Below are 26,227 nucleotides of genomic sequence, written 5' to 3'. Positions count from 1 at the left end.
CCATCCATGTCCTTGTATCTCGACAATGCCGCAACCTCCTTTCCTAAGCCCGAGTCGGTCTATCAGGCGGTGATGCAGACCATGCGCGAGGTGGGGGCCTCTGCCGGGCGCGGAGGACACCGCCGTTCGCTGGAGGCGGGGCGCCTGCTGTTCCGGGCCCGGGAAGCGGTGGCGCGGCTTCTGTCGGCGCGCGACTCGTCGCGGGTGATCTTCACCCACAGCGCCACCGAGGCGCTCAACCTGGCGCTACGCGGCACCCTGGCCGCCGGCGACCATGTCGTCACCACCGCTATGGAGCATAACTCCCTGTTGCGACCGCTGTATCTCCTGCGCGGGCAGGGGGTGGAGCTGACCATCGTGAATGCCGGCAGCGACGGCCTGGTCGACCCGGCCGATGTTCGCCGCGCCGTGCGGCCCAACACCCGTCTGGTTGCCGTGGGGCATGTCTCCAATGTCTCCGGCACGATCCAGCCGGTGGAGGAGATGATTACCGTTGCCCGCAAGGCGGGTGCCCTGTTTTTGCTCGACGCGGCCCAGTCGGCAGGGAGCTTGCCGATCGACGTGTCTGGCAGCGGGATCGATCTTCTCGCTGCCCCGGGACACAAGGGACTGTTGGGGCCGCAGGGGACCGGCTTTCTGTATGTGGCCCCCAGGGTGGCGCTCAGGCCGTTCATGGCCGGCGGGACCGGCGGACATTCCACCCTGGAGGAGCAACCGGCAGCCATCCCCGAAGGATTCGAGGTCGGCACCCATAATATGCCGGGTATTGCCGGACTCGCGGCGGGCATCGACTTTGTGCTCGATCAGGGGGTGAGCGTCGTGGGGGGCAAGGAGCGGTCCCTGGCCGAATCCGCCCGGCAGGGATTGGGCAACATCCCCGGCCTGACCATCTGCGGCCCCCCGGATCCCCTGCTGAGAGGGGGAGTGCTCTCCTTCACTGTGGCAGGGTTCGATTCGGCAGCCCTGGCCTTTGCACTGGACCAGCGCTTCGATATTGCCGTGCGGGCGGGACTGCACTGCGCGCCGCTGGCCCACCGCGCCCTGGGCACGTTCCCCGGGGGCACGGTCCGTCTCAGCCCCGGCTGGTTCTCCACCACCGCGGAGATTGCATTTTTCTGCGATGCCGTTGTAGAATGCATCCGAACGGCTGGACAGTAAACACCCCCCCGTGAGGAACATCGAAAACCGAATTGAAATCCGCACACGCTTCCGGCGTACGGAGGCTCACAGCGTCACGGATTCTGAAAGACTGTCCCCACCAGCCTCAGGCTGACCATCTCCCAGACCGGAAAGGTTCCAGTGAAAAATTTCATCCTCGATACCAACGTTCTGCTGCACGATCCCCAGGCCATTTTCAAATTCCACGAAAACAACATCATCATCCCGATCACAGTGATCGAAGAGATCGACCGCTTCAAGAAGGATATGAACGAAACCGGCCGCAATGCCCGCCAGATTTCGCGTATCCTCGACACGATGCGGGAAAAGGGCTCGCTTTCCGGCGGCGTGCCCCTGCCGGGTCAGGGGCTGCTGCAGGTCGAGATGTTCTCCGAGAAGCATCTCAAACACCTGCCGGTGGACCTGCGGGTGGACAGCGGCGACAACCGCATCCTGGCGGTGGCGCTGGAGGTGCGCGAGCGCCAGGCCGACATTCCGCTGGTGTTCGTCACCAAGGACACCAACCTGCGCATCAAGGCCGACGTCATCGGCCTGACCGCCGAGGACTACGAGTCCGACAAGATCGATATCCAGGACCTCTATTCCGGTACGCGCACCGTTGCCATGGCCGCCGACGAGGTCGACCGCTTCTACGGGCAGGGCTGGCTGGATGCTCCGGCCGATCTTTCCCCCAACGAGTTCATCACCATCGCCGATAGCGTCAATCCCTCCCATACTGCCATCTGCCGCAACGATGTCGCCAGCGGCCGCATCGTGCCGGTCAGGAAGGTGCCCAAGGAGGGCATCTGGAGCCTGTATCCCCGCAACCGCGAACAGTCCTTTGCCCTGGACGTGCTGATGGACGATTCCATCAAGCTGGTAACCCTGGTTGGCAAGGCCGGCACCGGTAAGACGCTGCTGGCCATTGCCGCCGGTCTGCACAAGGTGGCCGAGGAGAGCGTCTACAATCGCCTGCTGGTTTCGCGGCCGGTCTTCCCCATGGGCAAGGACCTGGGTTTTCTGCCGGGTGACATCGAGGAAAAACTGACCCCCTGGATGCAGCCGATCTTCGACAACGTGGAGCTGCTGATCTCAGGGCACGAATCGGAAAAACGCCACAGCAAGGGCTACAAGGAGCTGATGGCCATGGGGCTGTTGGACATTGAGCCCTTGACCTACATCCGCGGCCGCTCGATTCCCAACCAGTACCTGATCGTGGACGAGGCCCAGAACCTCTCGCCCCATGAGATCAAGACCATCGTGACCAGGGTGGGGGACGGCACCAAGATCATCCTGACCGGCGACCCCTACCAGATCGACAACCCTTATGTGGACGCGTCCAGCAACGGTCTGACCTATCTGGTGGAAAAGTTCAAAGGGGAGAAGATCGCCGCCCACGTGACCCTGACCAAAGGGGAGCGGTCGGAGCTGGCGGAGCTGGCTGCAAACCTGCTGTAGATTTATTTGAATTGCAAAGGACATAAGGGACGTCAAGGACTTCAAGGACTTTTGTCCTGTGGGTCGTTTGAGTCCCTTATGTCCTTTTTTAGAGTGAGAAACTATGCTCCTTTTAGCTATCGAAACATCCTGTGACGAAACCGCTGCCGCGGTGGTGGCTGACGGCCGCCGGATACTCTCCTCGGTGGTCTCGTCGCAGGTGGCTGTCCATGCCGAATACGGCGGCGTCGTACCAGAGATCGCCTCGCGCAAGCATCTGGAGATGATCTCGCCGGTAATCGGCCAGGCCCTGCAACAGGCCGGCGTCGCCATGTCCGCCATCGAGGGTATTGCCGTCACCCGCGGGCCGGGACTTTCAGGAGCGCTGCTGGTCGGCCTGTCCGCTGCCAAGGCCATTGCCTGCGCCCGTGCGATCCCCTTTGTAGGGGTGCATCATATCGAAGGGCATATCTTTGCCGCGTTCCTGGAACAGCCGGTGGAGTTTCCCTTCCTGGCCCTGGTGGTTTCCGGCGGCCATACTCACCTCTATCTCGTGGAGGGCTTCGGCCGCTACCGGACCCTGGGGAGAACCCTGGACGACGCCGCCGGCGAGGCCTTTGACAAGTCGGCCAAGATCATGGGGTTCGAGTATCCCGGCGGTGTCAGGATCGACCGCATGGCCCAGGATGGCAATCCTGATGCCGTCAAGTTGCCGCGGCCGCTCATGAGGGACGGCAGTCTCAATTTCAGCTTCAGCGGACTCAAGACCGCCGTGCTGCAGCATGTTGCCCAGCATCCGGTCAGCATCCCCAGCGCAGCGGCCGACGACCTGTGCGCCTCATTCCAGCGGGCGGTCTGTGATGTGCTGGCAGCCAAAACCGAGGCGGCGCTTCGCGAAACAGGAGCCCGACGGCTGGTGGTGGCAGGGGGGGTGGCTTGCAACAGCGGCCTGAGGGCGCGCATGCGCGATCTGGCCCAGTCGCTGGGGCTGGAGCTGCACATCCCGGACCGGTCGCTGTGCGGCGACAATGCCGCCATGCTGGCCGTGGCAGGCAATTATTACCTGGAAAAGGGGGCCGCCTCGCCCATGACGCTCGACGTGACCGCTACCTGGGATATGGATTCCATCGGGGAGGCCGCACCGTGAAGACCATGCGCGGACCGCTCAAGTCCCTGGGCCAGAACTTCCTGGTCGACCAGAACATCGTGGACAGGATCGTGCGCAGCGCGGCCCTGGTGCCGGGCGATGCCGTACTCGAGATCGGCCCCGGCCGGGGAGCCCTGACCGAGCAGTTGATCCGCCAGGCCGGACGGCTGCTGCTGATCGAATACGATCATGCCCTGGCTGCCGCGCACAGCGAACTGTATCGGGAAAATCCGGCGGTAACGGTAGTGGATGGCGATATCCTGGCAGTCGATCTGTCCGCTCTTCTGGCAGGGCAGTCGGGATGGAAGGTCATCGCCAATCTGCCGTACAACATCTCGACCCAGGTGTTGTTCCGGCTGCTGGAGGTGCGTGAGCGCCTGTCGCAGATGGTGTTGATGCTGCAGAAAGAGGTGGGGGACCGGCTGGTGGCTCCCCCCGACTGCGGCGATTACGGCATCACCACGGTCCTGCTCGGTCTCTGGTTCGATATCAGGCGGGAGTTCATCGTTCCCCCGGGCTGCTTCCATCCCCGGCCAAAGGTCGATTCGGCGGTGATGAGATTCGTGCCTTTGCCGCAGGCACGGGTCGAGGTGGGGGATGAGGCGTTGTTCAGGCGGGTGGTCAAGGCCGCTTTTGCCATGCGTCGCAAGACCCTGGCAAACTGCCTGAAACACGCCGACTTGCCCGTACCGGAAGGAATCGACAGACTGCTTGAACAGTGCGGCATCGACGGCCGGCGCCGGGGAGAGACCCTGTCGCTGGACGAATTTGCCCGTCTCTCACGACAACTGTCAGGGGTGTAGGCACAAAAAAAAACCGCCGTTGGCGGTTTTTTTTACTGTGGTGATGCGAAGCTTATGCCCTGGCCTTCGCGCCTCTGGCGGCTTTCACGGCCGGTTTGGCCGGCTTGGCAGCTTTGGCAGGCGCGCTTTTTTTGGCGGCCCTGGCTGCCCGGGCCTTTTCCAGATTGGCGGCCAGATTGTTTTCGTTGGCTGCCTGGCGGCGTGCCTCGGAGTAGTTCTTGGCGGTCAGCGACTGGCTGGCAGGGATGTTGAACTGCTTGCGATACTGGCCCGGTTTCAGGTCATGGGCCTGCTTAAGGTGTCTGGTCAGCGTTTTGAAGCCGCTCTTGCCGCAGATCATGCAGGTGACCTGGTCATTCTGAAAGGCTTTTTTCAGTGTGATGGCAGGTACCGCAGGGGCAGCGCCGGCCTCTTCGACAACACCCTCGGTTTCCAGCTTCTTCAGGGTGGTATAGACCTTGTTGATCTCCAGGATCAGATCGTCGCTAGACAGTTCATTGCCTGCAGCATGGGCAGAAACGATGCTTGCCGTCAGTTCTACGAGTGTTGCGGTCATAAACCCTCCTTGTGAATTTAAATTTATAGAATTAAACCTCATTTTAATCTATAAATCAAGGGAATAATCGGTTTCCTTACTGTTCCAGGCTGAATATTTATCAGCCGATTCAGTACTGATCGCGCTTTCTTCTTGTGTCTGACGATATAATTTACGGTCCGGCTGTAGCTGTAATACCAGGGAACTAGCAACTAGTTCTGCCGATGAATGTTCTTTCTAGTGCAGCCCTGTGGTGGCCTTCATCGCCTCGACTGCCGATCTTGAAACAGTATTGGTTTTGACGAGAGTGACCGGGATCGAATGTACTGTCCAGCCGCTGCTCCTGGGCTGTTCCGGTTTATTTTGTTGTCGCAGCTTGACAAACTGAAAAACTTTGTTCTCGAATCCTGAGCATAAGTTCTGCACCGACGGAGGATGCGTACCTGATGTCTGAAAAACGTAACATAGCCCGGGCAGCCGGCGTTTTGGGCAGTGCCACGATACTCTCCCGCATCATGGGCATGGTGCGGGACATGGTGGTTTCTCGGCTGTTCGGCGCCGGATTCGCCACCGATGCCTTCTTTGCGGCCTTCCAGGTCCCCAACATGCTGCGCCGCTTCTTTGCGGAAGGGGCCTTGACCTCCGCGTTCGTGCCGATCTTTTCCGGAACCCTGACCACGAGAGGCAAGGATGAAGCCCGACAGCTTGCCAACGCCTGCTTTACGCTGCTGACCATCGTCATGGCCGCCGTTACCTTGGCCGGTATCCTCTTTTCTCCCTGGATCGTCGGTCTGATGTTTCCCGGATTCCGCGCCGTGCCGGGCAAGTTCGAGCTGACCGTACTGCTCAACCGCATGATGTTCCCCTACATCTTCTTCATCAGCCTGGTGGCGCTCTGCATGGGCATTCTCAATACGCTGCGCCATTTTTTCACCCCGGCCATCTCAACCGTGTTTCTGAACATCGCCATGATCCTGGCTGCTCTCCTGTTGAGAAACTATTTCGAAGTGCCCATTACGGCCCTGGCGGCCGGCGTGCTGATCGGCGGGATTTTACAGCTTGTGCTGCAATTGCCGGTGCTGTGGCGCATGGGTTTTCCCGTTCGTCCCCGCTTCGCCTTCAATGACCCGGAGGTACGGCGCATAGCCATGCTGATGGTCCCGGCAGTCTTCGGGGTGGGGGTCTACTACCTCAACATCACTGTCGGCGCAATTCTGGCCTCGTTGCTGCCGCAGGGAAGCGTCTCGTATCTCTACTATGCCCAAAGGCTGTTCGAGTTTCCCCAGGGGATCTTCACCGTATCGGTCGCCCAGGCCGTACTGCCTTCCATGAGCAAGCAGGCAGCCGAGGGGGATATGGCTGGCATGAAGGAATCGCTGGCATTCGGGCTGCGTCTGACGCTGTTCATCACCATACCGGCCATGGTGGGGCTGATGGTCTGTGCGACCCCCATCTTCAGCCTGATCTTCATGGGGGGAGCCTTTGACTATGCCAAGGCGGTCAACTCCGCCCAGGCGCTGCTGTATTACTCGCTGGGGTTGTCGTTCGTTGCCATGACACGTGTTCTGGCGCCCGCTTTTTATTCGCTCAAGGACACCGTCACACCGGTCTGGACAGCCCTGTGCGCCTTTCTGATCAATCTCGGCTTCAGCCTGGCCCTGATGGGGCCGCTCAAGCACGGCGGCCTGGCCCTGGCCACTACCATTTCGGCCCTGGGAAACATGCTGCTGCTGCTCTGGTTCCTGCGCCGCAAGATCGGCCCCTTCGGCGGCAGGGGCATCGTCTCCTCCGGCTTGAAGTCTCTGGCAGCCTCAGTGCCCATGGCGGCCGCCGTGTGGTTTTTGAGCGGGTTTGCCGACTGGTCCCTGGTTGGGCATAAATTCATCAAGGGAGCCGTTCTGGGGGGGACGATCGTGGCGGGAATTGCGGTATACCTGCTGTTCGTCGGCCTGTTGGGTTCCGAAGAGGCCGCTGAAGCGATCAGGATGGTCAGAAAAAAGCTGCGGTTCTAGAGTTTCCCCTAAGGAATCAGCGGCCAGCTCGTATCCCTTTTCTCGTCTTTCTGTGCATATCCCGGCAGGGTCGCCATGCCCGCGACCCACATTCCTGGCGGCGGCTGCCGCCCATATGCAGTACCTGTGGTCCGGCCGCCCATTTTGAAAATAATAATGTATGTGTAATTTAATGTGGTTTAAACGCTGTTTTATAAGAATGAAGCGTTAATGCGGCAGGCAAAGATGCTGAATTGGCTGGAAACCCGGTACGGGCCGAAAAAGATTTTTTTCACATCCGATTTGGCATGAAAAAATATTTAACACGTTTGCGCTGAGTAGCTCTCTTAAATATGCAGTATACCGGTGTTGTTATGTAAGTTGTTGTTTTTTCAATGAAAACTTGGTGTATAAAAATCAGGCAAAATGTAAAAATCTCTTGTAAAAATATTACTTTTGATTTTCATCAACATGGTTGTGCACAGTTTTTCCACAGCTTTTGTTGATAAATATGTAACCTCCTCGACATGTGCCTGTAATCATTCGGCAACCTCCCGCTTTTTCGCTTCTTCCCACAAAAGGTCCATTTCGTTTAATGAAGTGTTGCTCAAGTTTTTGCCCTGGGCATGGAGTTGGTCCTCCACGTACTGGAAACGGTACTGGAACCGGCCAATGGTTTTCCGGAGCGCATCCTCCGGGTCGATGGACAGGAATCGGCCCAGATTGACGATAGCGAAGAGCAGGTCGCCGAGTTCCGCTTCCATCCGTTCGCTCTTCCCCTCGGCCATGGCCTCCTGGAATTCGTGCAGCTCCTCCAGCACCTTGGCAACAACCTGATCCGTATGTTCCCAGTCGAAGCCCACCCGCGCCGCTTTTTCGGTGATTTTGTGCGCCCTGAGCAGGGCCGGCAGATGCGCGGGCACACCGGACAGGGCTGAGCGCCGCTCCTCCCCTTTCTCCAGCTTTTTGATTTTTTCCCAGTTTTCTATCTGGGCGGAGCTGTCGCGGACCACCGCATCGCCGAATACGTGCGGATGGCGGCGGATCAGCTTTTCGCACAGGGTCTGGATGACATCCGCCATGTCGAAGCGTCCCTGCTCCTCGGCAATGGCGGCATGGAACACCGGCTGCAGCAGCAGGTCCCCCAACTCCTCCCGGAGCAGCTCCGTGGAACCGCTGTCGATGGCCTCGATCACCTCGTAGGTCTCTTCCAGCAGGTAACGCGTAAGGCTTTCATGGGTCTGTTCCGCATCCCAGGGGCAGCCTCCCGGAGCCCTCAGCGTGTGCATGATGTTCAGCAGTTTTTCAAAGCCTGCAGCAGCGTTTTTCATGTATTAGGTTCCTCTCTGTAATGGATAAGGTAATCGAAAAAATCCGATCATGCGTTCCCTCTTGGGATAAGAGGCCCTAGAGGGCCTAAAGGGAACAGGGAGTTACGAAGGAAGCTGAGGAGTTACAGGCTGGTGTTTTTGAGTTCGACCAGCAGTTCGTCGTACACTGCCAGCGACCTGACAGCGGCTGTCTCCTTGTTGTTCAGCTCCTCAAAAGTGCGCAGCCTGCCGTTGAAGCGGTCGGCCTGGCCTTTGAGGCTGCCGATGTTTTCGCTCAGGAAGCTCTTCTCCTTGGGGTCAACGTCCTTCTTGATGATCCCCTTCAGCTTGTTCAGGTATTCGTCCGTGCCGCTGACGTAGTTGTTCAGCGCCACCAGGAAGGAGAGGGCGCCGGAGGAAAGATCGGACACAGCCGCCAGCCTGGACTGGGCTTCATGCATGTCCTTCAGAAACTGCCGGTCAGCGAATTGGGCCGTATCTGCTATACTTTTCTCATTGGGCGCTGCCGGATCGATTGCGTCGCTCATGGCAATCAGTTTCTGCGATGAGGCCATGTAGGCGTTGACCGAGAGCGAGGCCGAGTTGAGCGCCACCGTGAACTGCGAGACAAATTTGGTGAAAACCGAGGCCTGTCCGGCATAGGGAATCGGCAGGAACCGCGCCAGGACCGCGGCGTGGGAGCCGGCCTGGATATAGCGGTTGTAGCCGGCCAGGTTGGTGCACATCCAGGCAGCGAATTTCTCGAAATCAGCGGTGATCTGTCGCTGGGTCCTGACGTCGGCAGCCATCTCCTTGAGCCGCAGGGCCTTTCTCCGGCGGAGACGTTCTTCGGGAAACACATTCGCTTCGGACTGCCTGATTCTCAGGTTCAGTATTTCATTTTCCTGCCGCAGCTTCACGACCTGTTCCGCGGCTGCCGTTGCAGGGCTGCAGGCGTCTTCGGCATGCCCCGGTCCGGCTGAGACCGCCAGAAGGACGGAGGCGGCGAGTATTGCCGTTGCAGATGTGATGGCGATATGTGAAAGAGTCATGTGAACGCACCTTCTGGCGTAGGGATGTGATGTACGCCTTTTGATATAACGCTGCCGTCGGCACAAATGCAACGCTTTTCGGTGCCGTGCCCGGAGGCCGGCCCTGATAGTTTGCAATCCTCGTCTTCCTGTTTTACCATGCAATGGAGAATCGTTCCCGAACCTATTGCAACCGCGGATAACCGCCACCTGGAATGAAACTATGGCTTTCCCCGGACCTCTCCGGCTGACACTGATCCAGAGACTGATCGTCACCTTTTCCATTATCGGGGTCTGCCTGATATCTGCCCTGGTGTATGCGGTGGTCGGATTGAACAGCATGCACCGCATGGCAGCCGATATCGCCCGCCATGATCTTACCGCCGCCACCGCGACGATTGCCCTGAGGGATTCGATACTGGCCCAGCACCGGGCCGAAGGGCGGTATCGCATCTTCAGGCAGCCGGAGTTCAAGGAATTGTATCTGCGGCAGGCGGCCTCGTTCCGGCAGACGCTGTCCATGCTGCAGCGGCAACCGGGTGGAGTCGGCCTGGCAGAGGTGCAGGGCGCCTATGCCTCCTATACGAAGCTGTGCGATCGCATGTTCGCAGGTGGGACAGTGGAGGACGCCCTGGTCAGGCGTGCCGTGGAGCGGGTCGAAATTGCCCTTGAGAAGGTGCGGGCGGAACAGCAGAAACTGCTGGAGTCGAAGCTGGCGGCGGCCGAAGAGCGTGAAGCCCGTACCGCTGCCTGGGCGGTGGGGCTGGCGCTGGTCGGTATCGCCCTGTCGCTGCTGGTGGCGGCGCTGCTGATCTATTCCTTTTCAACCTCCATCGGCAAGCTGCAGAGGGCAACCCATCGCATCGCGGCCGGCGATTTCGATCACGACCCCCTCATTCCGCCGGGGGATGAGGTCGGCGCTCTTTCCCAGGATTTCATAAGAATGGCGGTGCGGCTCAAGGAACTGGAACAATTGAGCCTGGATGCCAGCCCCCTGACGCGCCTGCCGGGGAACATCGCCATCGAGCGCTCCATCAACAGGCGGCTGCGCGAACAGAGTTCCTTTGCCATGTGCTACATCGATCTGGACAACTTCAAATCCTACAACGACCGTTACGGTTACATCCGGGCCAGCGATATCCTGAAGAAAACCGGAGAAGTGATTCACGAAGCGGTCAAGCGGCAGAACGACCCGGATGCCTTTGTCGGCCACATCGGAGGGGACGATTTCGTGGTAATCATCGATGCCCGGCACGCCAAGGCCGCCTGTCAGGAGATCATCCGCGATTTCGACGGCATGATCCCCTCATATTATTCCGAAGAAGACCGTGCCGCAGGGGCCATCGAAGGTTTGGACCGCTACGGCGTGAAGCGGGTGTTTCCGCTGCTCACGATATCGATTGCCGTGCTCACCTGCCAGCCCGGCAGGTATGCCACGGCAGCGGAAATAGCCACGGCAGCGGCCAAGGTCAAGGATCGCGTCAAGGAAACGTCGGGGAGCAATTACATCATCGTGCGGGAGGAGCATTCCGGTGAGACATGAGCTGGGGATTGTCATGCTTTTCGCGATGCTTCTGACGGGTTGCAGCACGTTCTCCGGCATCACGACCATGTCGAGCAGCGCGGGCGAGCAGGAACGCAATTTTCGCGCGGCGCTGGAGCAACTGGGGAACGGACGCGAAAAGGAGGCGCGCCTCCTGCTGGAGCGGGTCGTGGGAGCTCCGCCGCTGAAGGGGGTGACCGATGAGGCCCTGTTCCGCCTGGCACTGCTCAGTCTGAGGGAAGATGGGAACAAGGGGGTGGGCAGAACGCAGGCACTGCTGGATCAGCTGCGGAACGAGTTTCCCCGCAGCATGTGGACGTATCAGGCTGCACCGCTGGTCTCTTATCTGGCCGGCAGCAGGAGTGCGCGGAGCTATCAACGCGAACTGAAGTCCCTGCGGGACCAGAATCTCTCCCTGACCCGCGACAACCGGGAACTGCGCCAGACCCTGGAGCGTCTGAAAAGCCTCGATCTCGAACTGGAACAGAAAATCAGGCGCTGAGTCACCGGGCAGGCAATCAGCGCTCCTTCCGCCGTTCTCCCTGGCGGTATCCCTCCAGGAATTTCCCTTTGTATTCCATGAAGCGCCCTTCGGCAATGGCCTCCCTGATCTCGGCCATCATGGTCAGGTAAAAATGGACGTTGTGAATGGCGGACAGTACCGCCGATACCACCTCGTTGGCCACGAACAGGTGGTGCAGGTAGGCCCGGCTGAAGTTTCGGCAGGTGTAGCAGCTGCAGCTGGGATCAACCGGGTAGAAGTCGCGCTTGTAGTTCTTGTTGGTCAATCGGATCTTGCCTCTCCGGGTAAAGAGCGTGGCGCTGCGGGCATAGCGGGTCGGGATCACGCAGTCGAACATGTCGATGCCGCGCTCGACGCTCTCCAGAATGTCCTCCGGCAGGCCGACCCCCATCAGGTAGCGCGGCTTGTTCTCGGGCAGGTGGGGCGCGGTCCAGGCCACCACCTTTTTGAGCAGCTCCAGCCCTTCCCCGACGCTAACCCCGCCGATGGCGTACCCGGGCAGGTCCAGTTTACGCATCTCTTTGGCGCACATGGCCCGCAGATCCTCATAGACGCTGCCCTGCACAATGCCGAACAGCGCCTGGCCGTTGTCGACCATGGCCTTTTGGCACTCCTTGAGCCAGCGGATGGTTTTCCGGGTGGATTGTTCGGCATAGCTGCGCTCGCAGGGGTAGGGGATGCATTCGTCGAAGGCCATGATGATGTCCGCCCCCAGATCCTGCTGGATGCGGGTGGCCGTGGCCGGGTCGAGGTAGATTTCCTCCCCGGTGATCTCGTGCCTGAAGAAAACACCATTCTCGGTGATGCGCTTGTTGGGCAGTGAAAAGACCTGGAATCCGCCGGAATCGGTCAGAATCGGCTTGTTCCATGCCATGAACGTATGCAGCCCCCCAGCTTTTTTCACCAGCCCTTCGCCCGGCTGGAGGTGCAGATGATAGGTGTTGCTGAGGATGATCTGTGCGCCGGTTTCCTCGATCTGGGCGGGTGTCAGCGGCTTCATGGCGCCATGGGTCGCCACCGGCATGAAGATCGGAGTCTGGATCTCTCCGCGCGACGTGCTGAGGATGCCGAGGCGGGCGGAGCAATTGCGGTCTTTTTTAAGCAGAGTAAATTCCATACTGCGATGCCTTTCAGTATCGGGCGGATTCGGATGTGTCCGGGGCAGTCAGGGGAGAAATACAAAAACCGTTCGCCCGGACCCTTGCCGGGGGAACGGAATCGAACTCCCCGTCAATCAATACCATGATTGCCTTCCTGATTGCAATCCCGCTGTAGAACGCTTTTGGAGGGCTCTCATTTTGTATCCTGTATACAAAATAGTTGCATTTTTATACAACGGCGTTTAATATCTCGTGTCCAGTAATTTAGGCGCTTCACATGCAATTTATGGCCGGTTTTTTACGGCTGCCGCATCTCAATAAAACTTGAGGAGGATGATATGCAGATTGTTATCAGAATGCGCTGGCGTGGTCCCCCTTCGGTTTCAACGGTTGTTTCCCCGGCTCCAACGGCACTTCAATTCCATGCCAGTACAAAATTTCAGAAAAGGAAGGAAATCTATGCAACTGTTTAGCTCATCTATTGGCAGAAAGATCGTGATGGCCATAACAGGACAGTGCATGATCCTGTTCGCCATCATTCATCTGCTCGGGAACTCCACCATCTTCGGATGGCTGACAGGCGGCCTCAACGCCTATGCCCATCACCTCCACAGCATGCCGCTTCCCATCATCATGGGATTCCGGTTCGGCCTGCTGATATTCGCCTGCCTCCATATCTGGTACGGCATCCAGGTGACCATCGAGAACCGCAGCGGCCGTTCCAAGGCCTATGCGGTCAAGTCGACCCAGAAAACGACCTTTGCCAGCGAGACCATGATCTGGACCGGTCTGCTGATCCTCGCTTTCATCATCTATCACTTGCTGCACTTCACCTTCCAGGTGATCGACCCTTCGACCGCCGCCCTTGCCCATCCGGATGCCCTGGGCAACCCCAATGTTCTCGGCATGGTTGTGGCCGGCTTCCAGAACGTCGGCATTGCCCTCCTGTATGCCGTTGCGATGATCGTACTGTTTCTGCACCTCTCCCATGGCATCCAGAGCTCGTTCCAGACCATGGGCTGGAACAATGATCGCACCCAGCCGTGCCTGACCAAGGGGAGCACGCTGCTCGCCCTGATCATGTTCTTCGGCTATGTTGCCGTGCCATTCACCATTCTCGTCCACATACTGAAATAAGGGGGTTATTGTGATACTAGACGGAAAATGTCCTACCGGACCAATTCAGCAGACCTGGGACAAACACCGCTTCGACCTGAAGCTGGTTAACCCTGCCAACAAGCGTAAATACAACATCATTGTGGTCGGAACCGGCCTGGCCGGTGGCGCTGCCGCCGCTTCGCTGGGTGAGCTGGGATACAACGTACAGGCCTTCTGCTATCAGGATTCCGCCCGCCGCGCCCACTCCATCGCCGCCCAGGGGGGCATCAACGCCGCCAAGAATTACCCTAACGACGGCGACTCGATCTACCGTCTGTTCTACGACACCATCAAGGGGGGCGACTTCCGTGCCCGTGAGGCGGATGTGTGGCGTCTGGCCCAGGTATCCAATAACATCATCGACCAGTGCGTGGCCCAGGGCGTCCCCTTTGCCCGCGACTACGCCGGCTACCTGGACAACCGCTCCTTCGGCGGCGCCCAGGTTTCCCGTACCTTCTATGCCCGCGGCCAGACCGGTCAGCAGCTGCTCCTGGGTGCCTATTCGGCCCTGTCCCGTCAGATCAAGGCCGGCACGGTCAAGATGTACGACCGCCGCGAAATGCTCGATCTGGTTGTCGTTGACGGCGTAGCGCGCGGCATCACGGTTCGCAACCTGGTCACCGGCCAGATCGAATCCTATGCGGCCGATGCGGTCTGCCTGGCCACAGGCGGCTACGTCAACGTGTTCTACCTTTCCACCAACGCCATGGGCTGCTCGGTTACCGCCAACTGGAAAGCGCACAAGAAGGGCGCCTACTTCGCCAACCCCTGCTACACCCAGATCCACCCGACCTGTATTCCGCAGGCAGGCGACTACCAGTCCAAGCTGACCCTGATGTCCGAGTCGCTGCGCAACGACGGCCGCTGCTGGGTTCCCAAGAACAAGGCCGACCTGGGCAAACACCCCAACGAGATCCCGGAAGAGGCCCGCGACTACTATCTGGAGCGCAAGTACCCGAGCTTCGGCAACCTGGCTCCGCGCGATATCGCCTCCCGCGCCGCCAAGGAACAGTGCGACGACGGCCGTGGCGTCGGCCCCGGCGGCCGCGGCGTGTACCTGGATTTCTCCACCTCCATCAAGCGCGTTGGTGCCGATACCATCAAGGAGCGCTACGGCAACCTGTTCGAGATGTACGAGAAGATCACCGACGAAGACGCCTACAAGCGTCCGATGCGCATGTATCCTGCCCCGCACTACTCCATGGGCGGCCTGTGGGTCGACTACAACCTGATGAGCAATATCCCCGGCCTTTTCGTACTGGGTGAGGCCAACTTCTCGGTCCACGGCGCCAACCGTCTCGGCGCTTCGGCCCTCATGCAGGGTCTGGCCGACGGCTATTTCGTCATTCCCTACACCATCGGCGGCTACCTGGCCACCGTCAAGCCGGGTCAGGTCAACACCGATCACGCCGAGTTCAAGAAGTGCGAAGAAGATGTCAACAAATCGACCGAGAAGTTCCTCTCCATCAACGGCAAACGCACCGTCTCCGACTTCATGCGCGAGCTGGGTGGCCTGATGTGGGAAAACTGCGGCATGGCCCGTTCCAAGGAGTCCCTGGAGACCAACCTCAAGAAGATCCCGGCCCTGCGCGAGGAATTCTGGAAGAACGTCAAAGTGTCCGGTTCCGGCGCCGAACTGAACCAGCAGCTGGAAAACGCCGGCCGCACTGCCGACTTCCTCGAGTTCGCCGAACTCATGTGCCGCGACGCCCATCACCGCAACGAGTCCTGCGGCGGCCACTTCCGTGTGGAATACCAGGACGAGGGCGAAGCTCAGCGCGACGACGCCAACTACTGCTACGTAGGCGCCTGGGAATTCAAGGGGGTCGACAAGGAGCCCGAGCTGCACAAGGAGCCGTTGAAGTTCGATAACGTACATCTCGCCGTAAGGAGCTACAAATAATGAGCGATCACAAGACCATGACACTGACGCTGATCGTGTGGCGCCAAAAGAATGCCAACGATCCGGGCAAGTTCGAGACCTATGCCGCCAAAAACATCACCGAGCACCACTCCTTCCTGGAAATGCTCGACTGCGTCAACGAGGACCTGATCCTGGCCGGCAAGGAACCGATCGTGTTCGACCACGATTGCCGCGAGGGGATCTGCGGCATGTGCTCCCAGGTTATCAACGGCGCCCCCCACGGCGGCCAGGAGCGCACCACCGTCTGCCAGCTGCACATGCGTAAGTTCAAGGATGGCGACACCATCTACATCGAGCCCTGGAGGGCGCGCGCCTTCCCGATCATCAAGGACCTGATCGTCGACCGCAGCGCTTTGGACAAGATCCAGCAGGCCGGCGGCTACACCTCCTGCCATACCGGTGGTATTGCCGACGGGAATGCCATCCTGATTCCCAAGCCCATTGCCGATGAGGCCATGGACGCAGCCGAATGCATCCAGTGCGGTGCCTGCGTTGCCGGCTGCCCCAACGGCGCCGCAATGCTGTTCACCGGCGCCAAGGTCTCACAGCTGGCACTGTTGCCGCAAGGCAAGGTCGAGGCCAAGCAGCGTGTCAGGAGCATGACCCAGGCCATGGCCGACTGCGGGTTCGGCAACTGCACCAACCACTACGAGTGCCAGGCCTCCTGTCCCAAGGGAATCAACGTCAAGTTCATCGCCCGGATGAACCGCGAATTCCTCAAGGCACAATTCGGCTAACGGCTATTGTTTTTCGATTATAATGCGGTAGAATCAGGGCAGCCCTCCGGCTGCCCTTTTTTTGTCGTATGGGTGAAGCTGTCCAGGTTTTGAGGGCTCCCGTTTCGGGCTCTGCGTCTCATCGTAAAGCGTTTACGGCAGATCATGGAATTCAATCTCATCGACATTCGCATAACTATCCGGGCCGGCAATCCGGCAGCATTTGTCCTTTGGCTGACCGGCAGGGGTGCGGACTTTGCGGCGGTCTGCCGCCCGGCAGGCTGCCGATTGCCGTCGCGGAGCTGTCAGAGCTGTTCCGGCAGGGGCGCATGCGCTTGGCATATGGTATTCGGGCAGGAGCTTGCGCCGGATCCGGATGCGCTCAAACGTCATCAGAAGCCGCCACTCCCTTTTGCCTTCTCATTTCCGGTATCAGGGGGGCAGGCCGGCACCATCGAGTGCCGGCTGGTGGTGGCCGGATCGGCAATTGCCTGTCTCGACATGTTGCTGGAGGGCTTTTCAAGCCTGCTCTCCGGTGATGAGGAGCAGCGACGGTGCCAGATCCTGTCGATCGAATCGTGCGATTACCAGGGGACGCGACTGCAGCTGGGGCATGGGAGCCGTTTGAGCCGGCCGGAGAACCTGGTGGTGTTGTCATCGGTCGGTATCCTGGAAAGCCGCGCCTGGAACCTGGAGTGGCAGGAAATCCGCCTGCTGACCCCGCTCAAGCTCCTGTCTGAGGGGCGGCAGCTGACACATTTCAGTTTTGCTTTGTTCGCCCGTTCACTGCTGCGGAGGATTTCATCCCTGGCCTACTATTACGGAGGTTGTCAGGCGGATTGCGATTTCCGGGACCTGTCCCGCCAGGCCGATGCGATCGCGCTCTGCGAGGATCATTTCGTCACCGCATGCCTGCCTGGCGGGGGAAGGCGCCTGTCGGGCATCGCGGGCCACGGCTGTTTCAGCGGCGACTTCAGTGGACTGCTGCCCTTTCTGGCGCTCGGCACCTACCTGAATGCCGGAAAGACCGCTGCCTTCGGCCTGGGCAACTTTACCCTGGCATAGCAGGAACAGCCCCTCTGAGCCCGCCTGGTGCGGCAGAAGGGGTACAACAGCTATTGACGGAAAGACCGGCGAGCTGTTATTTTAAATTATTTTGAGGCAGGGGTGAGTGCCCGATAATCAGATACATGCACTGACGGTAGATGTGGAGGACTGGTTTCATGTGTGCGCCGGGCAGCAGCCGGAAATTCCGCGCTCGGCCTGGCGGGTGCGGCAGGCCACCGAGCGTATCCTGACGCTGCTTGACAGCCACGGTGCAAAAGCCACTTTTTTCATGCTCGGATGCGTGGCTGAGGCAGAACCGGAGCTGGCGCCGATGATCGAACGGCAGGGGCACGAGGTGGCTTCCCATGGCTGGTCCCATCGCCTGCTGCATGACCTGACCGTTGAAGAATTCGAATGCGAGTTGGAGCGGACCGAAGCGATACTGCTGGACCAGACCGGAAAACGACCCTTCGGATTCCGTGCGCCGCGCTGGTCGGTGTCGATGCGGACACCCTGGGTGGATGCCGTTCTTGTCCGGAGGGGCTATCTGTATGATTCAAGCCGCAATCCGCTCCCCTTTCTGGCGGGCAGCGGTTCGGCCCTTCATCCCTCACGCGTGCGGGCCGGAGCAGGGGAACTGTGGGAAGTGCCACCAATGGTGACGCCGATGCCCCTTTTCAACCTCCCGACCGGCGGAGGCTGGGGATTTCGCCTGTTTCCCTTCCGGATGATCGCAGCAACGGTGGCGCGCTACCACGACGTGAAGCAGCCGGCGGTTCTGTATCTGCATCCGCGGGAGGTTGATCCGGAAAGTCCGCGGGTCAAACTGCATCCCCTGAGGAGTTTTGCCACCTACGGTCCCCGCAGCGACGCTGCCGGACGGATCGCGGCCCTGCTGGAGCGTTTCCGCTTCACAACCCTGCTGGACCTGGTCGAATCGTGGCAACCTGTATCCTGATTCCGGCTTTCAATGCCGAAAAGAGCGTGGCTGAGGTGACACGGGAGTGCCAGGAGCTCGGATTGCCGGTCGTGGTGGTGGACGACGGTTCCACCGATGCCACTGCCCGTATCGTCGCCGGCTTGCCGGTCACCCTGTTGTCACATGATCGCAACCGCGGCAAGGGGCGGGCTCTCATGACCGGTTTCACCTGGGCCCTGGAAAAAGGGTACGAAGCGGTCGTTACCGTGGATGCCGACGGACAGCACGATGTCTCGGCCATCCCGCGGCTTGCCCTGGCTGCCAGGGAGTCAGGCACCGATGTATTGATCGCATCGCGCTTCCGCCAGTTCGAGGAGATGGCCGGGTTGAGAAAGGTCTGGAACCGTTTCGGGGTCTGGTGCATGCGCAAACGGACGGGATTCGAGATCACCGACAGCCAGTCCGGCTTTCGGTGTTATTCCAGCCGGCTGCTCAGATCGGTCAGTCTGTCGGCCGAGGGGTATGATCTCGAAATGGAGCTGCTGATGAAAGCCTGGCGCAGCGGTTTCACGGTCGCCTCGCTTCCGGTGGCCGCCCGCGTGGCAGACGGCCGCGCCACCAGCCATTTTCGTCCGGTTCGCGACACCTGGAGTATTTGCAAGGTATTTCTGCGTCACATGTAGAATGTGGCGCGCCACGTTCCGGAATTGCGGAGAGCGGGGCAGGGTGGGAACAGAAAACAGGGAGTCACGATGATCCAGTCGTTGAAGAACTATACCAAGGAAAAAATCCTGAGCTACCTCCTGGAGATGGCCACCGGTTCGTCCGATGAAACCCTGATCAGGATGACGCATCTGATGGAGATGATCCCCAAGAAGGATTACTACAAGGAACGCATCCGCTGGATCAGGGGGCTGATTCGTGACAAACATCCCGCCATCGAGTTTCCACGCCGCATCCTGCGAGAGTTGCATCCGGGCCAACGTGACAAGTGGATCAGCAACCTGGCAGTCAACCATCTGCTGAACGGCACCAACCGCCGCAAGGAGTGGGGCGATCAGAACGGCTTCTACCCCCCTTCGACGGTGGTGATCAGTCCCACCATGCGCTGCAACCTGGCCTGTTACGGCTGCTATGCCGGCGATTACAACAAATCCCTGGAACTGTCCCTGGACGAACTGGACTCGATCCTGATGCAGATCAAGGAGATGGGGATCTACTTCGCCGTCATTTCCGGCGGAGAACCCTTCTACATGGAGGGCATCTTCGAGATCTTCAGGAAGCACAGCGACATGGCTTTTCTGGTCTTTACCCACGGCGGCCTGATCGACGAACAGATGGTGCGCCAGCTGATCGAGGTGGGCAACGTCATGCCGGCCTTCTCGCTGGAGGGGTACCAGCAGGAGACCGACGAACGGCGCGGAGCAGGGCATTTCGACAAGGTCATGCACGCCATGGATCTGCTGCGGGAAGCAGGGCTCTCCTTCTGCGGCTCCTTTACCCATTCGCGCAAAAACAGCGCCCTGATCACCGATCCCGCCTACATTGATATGCTGGTTTCCAAAGGGGTATTCGCCCTGTGGCTGTTTTCCTACGTACCGGTGGGCAGAAAACCCGACCCGGAACTGATGCCGACCCCTGAACAGCGCGATCATCTGCGCCGGAGCGTGGCCGCTTTCCGCGACCAGAAGCCGATGCTGTTCATCGACTTCTGGAACGACGGCCCCATGGTGTCGGGCTGTCTGGCCGGGGGACGGAAGTACTTCCATGTCAACGCCAACGGCGACATCGAGCCGTGCGTCTTCTGTCACTTTGCTGTGGACAACATCCGCCGTACCACCATTCGTGAGGCCCTCGGTTCGCCGCTCTTCAGGAAGATCCGGCAGAAGCAGGGGGAGCATGACAATCTACTGCGCCCCTGCATGCTGATCGACCATCCCGAAACCGGACGGGAGCTGTTTGCCAGCGAAGGCGCCTATGCCACCCATGACGGGGCGGAGGAGATCTTTTCCGGTCTGTCCGACACAATGGATGCCTATGCCGGGGCCTATGCCGAGATCGCCGATGCAGCCTGGGAGAACGAATTCAAGGACCACCCGGCCCAGTCCAAAAAACGCGGCACCCGGGGATGATGCATTTTTCGCAGGATCCGGATGGGCCGATTCACTATCTTCACACTGAGAGGTCGTAATGTCAGACGAGCTGATTCCGAAAGTAAAGCAGATGATTATCGACAGCCTGCGGATCGAGGGCATGGCTCCCGAAGAGATCGACAGCGACGCGCCGCTGTTCGGGGAAGGGCTTGGACTCGACTCGATCGACGCGCTTCAGCTGGTGGTAGCCATGGAAAAGGAGTTCGGCACTGTTGTGCCGGATGCTGCCACCGGCAGCAAGGTCTTTGCCTCGGTCCGTAGCATGGCGGCCTACATCCGGGAAAAGCAGGCGTGAGTTTTTCGGGCGGCCACGCGAACGGGTGTCGCGCATGAACATTCTGCTCCTGCGTCCCCATCCCGGCAACGACCGCTTCGGTCTGGGGCCGTTCTTTTGCGTGGAGCCGCTGGGAATGGAATATCTCGGCAGCGCACTCCGCTCGGGGGGGCACACCGTCACGCTTGCCGATCTGCGCTTCCGCCCCGGAGTCGCCACCTGGGTCCGGCGCACCCGCCCCCGGATGGTCGGCATCGGCTGTCTGCACGCCCTGGAGTTTGACCGGGTGATCGAAACCGCCCGCGAGGTCCGGCGTGCCAGCCCCGAGGTATTCATCGTGGTAGGGGGGCATGCGGCTGCCGCCTATCCTGCTGCTCTGGAATGCGACGCCATCGACGCCATTGTTGTTGATGACGGCGAAGAGGTCGTGCCGGCCCTTGCCGTCGCGGTCGACAAGGGGCAGCGGCTCGACCAGGTGCCGGCCCTGCGGCTGAGAACCGCAGAGGGCTGGATCAGTACTCCCCCCCTTCTGCAGCGCACCAGCCTGGATCTGGTACCGCTGCCGGCCCGCGATCTGGTGGAGCGGCACCGCTCCGGCTACCATTGCCTGCTCTTCAAGCCGGTCTGGCTGATTGAAACCGCCCGCGGCTGTCCCCATCACTGTTCCTTCTGCTCGGTCTGGCAGTTGTACGGGCGTTCCTGCCGTGAACGCAGCCTGGATGCGGTGGTTGATGATTTTGCCGCTAGCGGTGACGCCGTGTTCGTGGCTGACGACCTGTTCTGGTACAACGCCCCCCGCAGCCTGGAGCTGGCCCGGGCCCTGAAACGGCGCGGCATCTACAAACGCTGGATTCTGGTGCAGACCCGTACCGACCTGATCCGCAAGAGCGCCGACCTGATGGAGGCCTGGCGCCCGCTGGCCAAGGATTTCGACATTTTCCTGGGGCTGGAGGCAGCCAGCGACAAGGGCTTGAACAACCTCGACAAGGAAGCCGGTCTTGAGGACAGCATCGAGGCGGTCCGCATTGCGCGCTCCCTCAAATACGGGATCAACGGCAATTTTCTGGTGGACCCCGATTGGGACGAGACCGATTTTCAGCAGCTATGGCAATTTGTAGAACAGTACAGCCTGCAGCGGGCCGGTTTCACCATCCTGACCCCGCTGCCGGGCACGGAATACTTTGACCAGGTTCGCAGCCGCACCGCCGGTCAGCAATGGTCGAATTTCGATATGCACCATCTGCTGTGGGAGCCCCGTCTGGGGGCGGAGCGCTTCTTCGACCTGTACGCCGAAACCTGGCGCCGCTCGATCCTCAACACCGCCGGTGATAAGGGCATCATGGACTGGATCCGCCAGGTGCGGCCGGCCCAGATCCCCTACATCATCCGGGTGCTGTGGCGGACCCAGCGCATGATGAAGCCCGCCGAGTACCTGCGCGAGCATTGCTCCACCCGTCCCATCGCCACTGCCAAGGAGTCTTCCGCGTTATGAAACTGTTGTTCGTCTCCCCCGGATGGCCCAAGGGCAGGCTGTGGGGTGAGCTTTCCTTCAAGTTCCCCTCCCTTTCCCTGGCCGCCATCGCCGCCGTAACTCCGCCCGAGTGGCAGCTCGACTTCTGCGACGACAGCTTCGAGAAACTCGATTATTCCTGCGGTGCCGATATCGTGGCCTTGACCGCCATGACCGCCCAGATCAATCGCGCCTACGAGATCGCCGATGCCTTCCGCGCTCGGGGTACTACCGTGGTGATGGGGGGGTACCATGTCAGCACCATGCCGGACGAGGCCCTGGAGCATGCCGATGCGGTGGTGGTCGGTGAGGGGGAGCTGGTCTGGCCCCAACTGCTGTCCGATTGGGCGGCGGGTCGGCTCAAGCCGCGGTATCAGGCAGGCCAACTGATGGACATGGTCCAGGTCCCGGCAGCCCGGCGCGAGATCTATACCCACAAGAAATATCTGCTGACCAATACCCTCCAGACCACCCGCGGCTGTCCGCACGACTGCGAGTTCTGCTCGGTGACCGCCTTCTACGGCCGCAAATACCGCAAACGCCCGATCGAGCTGGTTCTGAGCGAACTGGAGCAGATGCGCGCCCGCAATTCCTTTGCCTTTTTCGTGGACGACAACATCGTGGCCGACCGCCGCTATTCGCTGGCGCTGTTCCAGGGCATGAAAGGGATGGGCCTGAAATGGCTGTCCCATTCTCCCATCGATTTTGCCCGCGATCCGGAACTGATGAAGGCGGCCGGGGAATCGGGCTGCCTGGGCATGTTCATCGGTTTCGAATCCCTTGACCAGGACCGACTCTCGGCCATGGGCAAGACCACCAACAGCGCCCAATCATACCTGGAGGACGCCCGGGCCTTCCGCGACCATGGCATCGGTATCCTTGGCTCGTTCGTGTTGGGTTACGACGGCGATACCCCGGAGGTGTTCGAGAAGACCCTGCGCTTCTGCGAACAGGCTCGTTTGGAGTCGGCCATCTTCCCGATTCTCACCCCGTATCCCGGCACCAGTGTGCGGCGCCGCCTGGAACAGGAGGGGCGCATTTTATCCAACGACTGGCGCGATTACGACATGGAGCATGTCACCTTCCGGCCGTCCGGCATGACCGTGGAACAGTTGCAGCAGGGCTACGAGCAGCTCTGCCGCGACTTTTACTCCTTCCCTTCCATGTACCGCCGTATTTTCAAGCTGCACCGTTCGGTACAGGTCTTTGGCCCGATGAATTTCGGGTTCCGTGGTGCGCTCCGCCGCAAGGTGCCGGGCGCATGACCTGCTTCATGTTTCCCGGGCAGCCCATGGCGCGCACCGATCTGCCCCTGGACTCCCTGTTGTTCGACGAGCTGGCAGCGTGCTGCCATACCCGTACCGGTTTCGATCCTCGCCATGACAGCCTTGCCGATCCGGCGCTGAAGGAAAGTGTCCGGCTGCAGCTGTTCGGCGTTACGGTCAGCCTGTATCGCTTCAAGCACCTGCTGAGCCAGGGAAGACTTCCGGATATCGTGGCCGAGCACAGCCTCGGCATCTATCCCGCCCTGGCTGCCTGCGGATCGATCGACAGCGGCGATGCCCTGGAGCTGACCGGCAGGATCGGCCGCTGCCTGGCAGGCATGGGAACGCACTGCGACTATGCCTTGGGAAGCGTGATCGGCCTGCCCCTGGATCCGTTGGAAGACATTGCCGGCCGCAACGGCGTGCATGTCGCCAACCATAACACCTCCCGCCATTTTCTGCTGGCGGGCGAACGCCGCAGGATCGAGGCGGCAACGGCCGAGGCCGGGGAAGCCGGGGCCTTCTCGGTTGGTGTCTTCCCCTGCGATGCCCCGCTGCATACCCCGCTGATCGAACAGATCGCCGGGGACCTGCGCGTCATCATCGGCGACTATGGCTTCAGCGAACCGGTGATCCCGCTGGTGGACCACCTGCGGCAGCGTCTGCTCTCGGCGGAAGAGATCCCGCAGTTCCTGCTGGAAGAACTCTGCCGCCCGGTTTTCTGGGAACGCAGCTACCGCTCCCTGCGCCGCCTCGGCGCCACCGATTTTCATGAGGTCGGGCAGGGAGCCGCCCTCAGCAAATTCAACCGATGGATCGACAGTCAATCATGAGATATCACGAGACCCTTCTCACCGTGCGTTTCAACGAAGTCGACGCTTATCAGGTCGCCTGGCACGGGCACTATGTGGCCTGGATGGAGGTGGGGCGCAACGATCTGGCGGGGCGTTTCGGGCTTGACGCAGCCCAACTGTCGGAGGCAGGGTATCTTGGCCCGGTCGTCGGCCTGGAGGTGAAATATCACAGCCCGGCCCGCTTCAAGGACGAGATCATCGTGCGCACCAGTCTGCGTCCCAGTGACACCGCCACACTGATCTTCGTCAACGAGATCGTTACCGGCACCGGCCGCAGACTGGCCAGTGGCGTAACCACCCATGTCCTGACCGACCTGAACGGCGTGCTGCAGTTCCGGATGCCGCCGGAGGTCGAAGAACGCGTCAGGGCCATGACCGACTGGCTGGAGGCCGAAGTGTCGTGAAGATCCTGCTGATCTCGGCCAATCGCGAGCGCGACCCCTATCCGGTCTTTCCGATCGGGCTGGCTTTCCTGGCCAGTCCCCTGATCCGGGCAGGCCACAACCTGGCTGCGATCGACCTCTGCCTGGAGCAGGAACCGAAGGCCGCCGTGGCCGCGGCTCTGACCGAGCATCGTCCGCAGGCGGTTCTGATTTCCCTGCGCAACCTGGATAACGTCACCTGGCCCGCCAGCCGCAGCTATCTGCCGGACTTGGCCGACCTCGTGGCGATCTGCCGCCCGCACAGCACCGTGATCGTCGGTGGCTCGGGATTCTCGCTGATGCCGCAGGAGGTTTTGGAAGCGGCAGGCGCAGATTACGGGCTGGTAGGGGAGGGTGAGGAGGCTTTGCCGCTGTTGCTGGAGCGTCTGGAGCAGGGGAGGGATCCCGCCGGGATACCGGGTTTAGTCCTGCCGAGGAGCGGCTCGTTCGTTCCCCCCCGCCCGGTCGAGCGGATCGGCACGCCGCTGCGCACGCTGTTCAATGTCGGCCACTACCATCGTATCGGAGGGATGGCCAATGTGCAGACAAAGCGGGGCTGCCCCTTTTCCTGCACCTACTGTACCTATCCGCTGCTGGAGGGACATCGTGTACGGCTGCGCCCAGTGGGCGAGATCGTGGCCGAAATCCGCGCCCTGGTGGATGACTGCGGCGTTTCCTACCTGTACTTCGTGGACGACATCTTCAACTACCCTCCCGATTTTGCCGCCCAGCTCTGCCGCGCCATGACCGCGGCGCACCTGCCGGTCAACTGGTCGGCCTTCATCAATCCCGACTTCATCACGCCGGAACTGCTGGACCACATGCTGGCAGCAGGATGCGACGCGATCGAATTCGGCAGCGATTCCGGCTCACCGGCCATGCTCCGCAATCTGCACAAGTCCTTCACCGCCGACGACCTGCGGCGTGCTTCGCAGCTTTGCAGCGAAAGGGAGCTCGACTTCGCCCATTATCTCCTGTTCGGCGGCCCCGGCGAAACCCGCGAAACGATCATGGAGAGCTTTCACCTGATGGATGAACTTGAGCCGACCGCCGTGATCGCCATGACCGGCATCCGCATCTATCCCAATACCCGCCTGTATGAAACCGCCCTGGCCGAAGGGGTGGTCACGCCTGCGACCGATATGCTGGAGCCGGTCTTCTACATTGCACCGCAGGTGCGCGGCTTCTTCTCCGAGCTGATCACAACCGAGGCCATGCAGCGCAGGAACTGGGTCGTGCCCGGCCTGGAGGTCAATACCAGTTCCGCCATGCTGGATGCCATTCGGTTGTTCCAGGTCAAGGGTCCCCTGTGGAAACTGATCAAGAAGCTGGGGCGCAGCCACCACCGGCCGCTCAATCTTCCTGACGGTCCTGCAGATCCATCCGTACCTTGATGCCGCCTCATAT

At 60.4% G+C, this 26,227-nt stretch carries 24 protein-coding genes; 20 read left to right on the top strand and 4 right to left on the bottom strand.

From position 1 onward, the window contains the following. The first annotated feature begins 6 nt into the window (after positions 1-6). The 4 genes from GSVR_RS13075 to rsmA all read left to right on the top strand — a co-directional run bounded on the left by GSVR_RS13075 (position 7) and on the right by rsmA (position 4,545). Positions 7-1,158, top strand: coding sequence for an aminotransferase class V-fold PLP-dependent enzyme (locus GSVR_RS13075; protein WP_173199725.1), 1,152 nt, complete (start codon positions 7-9; stop codon positions 1,156-1,158). A gap of 141 nt (positions 1,159-1,299) precedes the next feature. Then, positions 1,300-2,616 (top strand): PhoH family protein, encoded by a 1,317-nt coding sequence (locus tag GSVR_RS13070; RefSeq protein WP_173199726.1) that lies wholly within the window; start codon positions 1,300-1,302, stop codon positions 2,614-2,616. Between the two features lie 103 nt (positions 2,617-2,719). Next, positions 2,720-3,742: a tRNA (adenosine(37)-N6)-threonylcarbamoyltransferase complex transferase subunit TsaD gene (gene tsaD / locus GSVR_RS13065; protein WP_173199728.1), complete on the top strand. Its 1,023-nt coding sequence runs from the start codon at positions 2,720-2,722 to the stop codon at positions 3,740-3,742. Between the two features lie 5 nt (positions 3,743-3,747). Next, complete coding sequence (gene rsmA, locus GSVR_RS13060) at positions 3,748-4,545, top strand: 16S rRNA (adenine(1518)-N(6)/adenine(1519)-N(6))-dimethyltransferase RsmA (RefSeq protein WP_173200005.1); 798 nt, start codon at positions 3,748-3,750, stop codon at positions 4,543-4,545. 52 nt (positions 4,546-4,597) lie between these two features. Here the strand turns inward: rsmA and GSVR_RS13055 are convergent, their stop codons facing one another. After that, a complete protein-coding gene (locus tag GSVR_RS13055) occupies positions 4,598-5,101 on the bottom strand; it encodes a MucR family transcriptional regulator (protein WP_173199730.1) in 504 nt (167 codons plus the stop codon). Positions 5,102-5,526: 425 nt separating this feature from the next. Here GSVR_RS13055 and murJ point away from each other — a divergent pair, with 425 nt between their 5' ends. Next, the gene (murJ, locus tag GSVR_RS13050) at positions 5,527-7,092 is read left to right on the top strand and encodes a murein biosynthesis integral membrane protein MurJ (RefSeq protein WP_173199732.1); all 1,566 of its coding nucleotides are present in this window, start codon (positions 5,527-5,529) and stop codon (positions 7,090-7,092) included. 518 nt (positions 7,093-7,610) lie between these two features. Here the strand turns inward: murJ and mazG are convergent. Next, positions 7,611-8,402: a nucleoside triphosphate pyrophosphohydrolase gene (gene mazG / locus GSVR_RS13045; RefSeq protein WP_173199734.1), complete on the bottom strand. Its 792-nt coding sequence runs from the start codon at positions 8,400-8,402 to the stop codon at positions 7,611-7,613. 122 nt (positions 8,403-8,524) lie between these two features. Continuing rightward, positions 8,525-9,433 (bottom strand): hypothetical protein, encoded by a 909-nt coding sequence (locus GSVR_RS13040; RefSeq protein WP_173199736.1) that lies wholly within the window; start codon positions 9,431-9,433, stop codon positions 8,525-8,527. A 202-nt stretch (positions 9,434-9,635) separates the two neighbouring features. Between GSVR_RS13040 and GSVR_RS13035 the strand changes: the two genes are divergently transcribed. After that, positions 9,636-10,955, top strand: a complete 1,320-nt coding sequence (locus tag GSVR_RS13035; RefSeq protein ID WP_173199738.1) for a diguanylate cyclase — start codon at positions 9,636-9,638, stop codon at positions 10,953-10,955. After that, positions 10,945-11,457, top strand: a complete 513-nt coding sequence (locus tag GSVR_RS13030; protein WP_173199740.1) for a tetratricopeptide repeat protein — start codon at positions 10,945-10,947, stop codon at positions 11,455-11,457. Before GSVR_RS13035 ends, GSVR_RS13030 begins: the two co-directional genes overlap by 11 nt. 16 nt (positions 11,458-11,473) lie before the next feature. Here GSVR_RS13030 and tgt read toward each other — a convergent pair whose 3' ends face one another. After that, entirely contained in the window at positions 11,474-12,595 is a 1,122-nt protein-coding gene (gene tgt / locus GSVR_RS13025; protein ID WP_173199742.1) for a tRNA guanosine(34) transglycosylase Tgt, read from the bottom strand. Positions 12,596-13,037: 442 nt separating this feature from the next. Between tgt and GSVR_RS13020 the strand changes: the two genes are divergently transcribed. From GSVR_RS13020 to GSVR_RS12960, 13 genes are all read left to right on the top strand, one after another. After that, a complete protein-coding gene (locus GSVR_RS13020; protein WP_173199743.1) occupies positions 13,038-13,715 on the top strand; it encodes a succinate dehydrogenase cytochrome b subunit in 678 nt (225 codons plus the stop codon). Positions 13,716-13,725: 10 nt separating this feature from the next. Next, positions 13,726-15,639 carry a fumarate reductase/succinate dehydrogenase flavoprotein subunit gene (locus GSVR_RS13015; protein WP_173199745.1) on the top strand — a complete coding sequence of 638 codons (1,914 nt, stop codon included), beginning with the start codon at positions 13,726-13,728 and terminating at the stop codon, positions 15,637-15,639. After that, positions 15,639-16,397: a succinate dehydrogenase/fumarate reductase iron-sulfur subunit gene (locus GSVR_RS13010; protein WP_173199747.1), complete on the top strand. Its 759-nt coding sequence runs from the start codon at positions 15,639-15,641 to the stop codon at positions 16,395-16,397. Before GSVR_RS13015 ends, GSVR_RS13010 begins: the two co-directional genes overlap by 1 nt. A gap of 144 nt (positions 16,398-16,541) precedes the next feature. Further along, positions 16,542-17,441 (top strand): CRISPR system precrRNA processing endoribonuclease RAMP protein Cas6, encoded by a 900-nt coding sequence (gene cas6, locus GSVR_RS13005; protein ID WP_173199749.1) that lies wholly within the window; start codon positions 16,542-16,544, stop codon positions 17,439-17,441. 106 nt (positions 17,442-17,547) lie between these two features. Further along, positions 17,548-18,381, top strand: coding sequence for a polysaccharide deacetylase family protein (locus GSVR_RS13000; protein ID WP_173199751.1), 834 nt, complete (start codon positions 17,548-17,550; stop codon positions 18,379-18,381). After that, entirely contained in the window at positions 18,363-19,025 is a 663-nt protein-coding gene (locus GSVR_RS12995) for a glycosyltransferase family 2 protein (protein ID WP_173199753.1), read from the top strand. The genes GSVR_RS13000 and GSVR_RS12995 overlap by 19 nt, the downstream gene beginning before the upstream one ends. Positions 19,026-19,094: 69 nt before the next feature. Further along, positions 19,095-20,474: a radical SAM protein gene (locus tag GSVR_RS12990; RefSeq protein WP_173199754.1), complete on the top strand. Its 1,380-nt coding sequence runs from the start codon at positions 19,095-19,097 to the stop codon at positions 20,472-20,474. Between the two features lie 58 nt (positions 20,475-20,532). After that, positions 20,533-20,790, top strand: a complete 258-nt coding sequence (locus tag GSVR_RS12985; protein ID WP_173199756.1) for a phosphopantetheine-binding protein — start codon at positions 20,533-20,535, stop codon at positions 20,788-20,790. 34 nt (positions 20,791-20,824) lie between these two features. Next, a complete protein-coding gene (locus GSVR_RS12980) occupies positions 20,825-22,261 on the top strand; it encodes a B12-binding domain-containing radical SAM protein (protein ID WP_173199758.1) in 1,437 nt (478 codons plus the stop codon). Then, complete coding sequence (locus GSVR_RS12975; protein WP_173199760.1) at positions 22,258-23,544, top strand: B12-binding domain-containing radical SAM protein; 1,287 nt, start codon at positions 22,258-22,260, stop codon at positions 23,542-23,544. The genes GSVR_RS12980 and GSVR_RS12975 overlap by 4 nt, the downstream gene beginning before the upstream one ends. Further along, on the top strand, positions 23,541-24,377 hold the full coding sequence (locus tag GSVR_RS12970; RefSeq protein ID WP_173199762.1) for an ACP S-malonyltransferase: 837 nt from the start codon (positions 23,541-23,543) through the stop codon (positions 24,375-24,377). The genes GSVR_RS12975 and GSVR_RS12970 overlap by 4 nt, the downstream gene beginning before the upstream one ends. Continuing rightward, positions 24,374-24,802: a thioesterase family protein gene (locus tag GSVR_RS12965; protein ID WP_173199764.1), complete on the top strand. Its 429-nt coding sequence runs from the start codon at positions 24,374-24,376 to the stop codon at positions 24,800-24,802. The genes GSVR_RS12970 and GSVR_RS12965 overlap by 4 nt, the downstream gene beginning before the upstream one ends. Next, complete coding sequence (locus tag GSVR_RS12960) at positions 24,799-26,214, top strand: lipid biosynthesis B12-binding/radical SAM protein (RefSeq protein WP_173199766.1); 1,416 nt, start codon at positions 24,799-24,801, stop codon at positions 26,212-26,214. The genes GSVR_RS12965 and GSVR_RS12960 overlap by 4 nt, the downstream gene beginning before the upstream one ends. Positions 26,215-26,227 lie beyond the last annotated feature (13 nt).

It is taken from the genome of Geobacter sp. SVR (genome assembly GCF_016865365.1).
GTDB lineage: Bacteria > Desulfobacterota > Desulfuromonadia > Geobacterales > Pseudopelobacteraceae > Pelotalea.
This window is presented reverse-complemented; position numbering and strand designations above follow the sequence as displayed.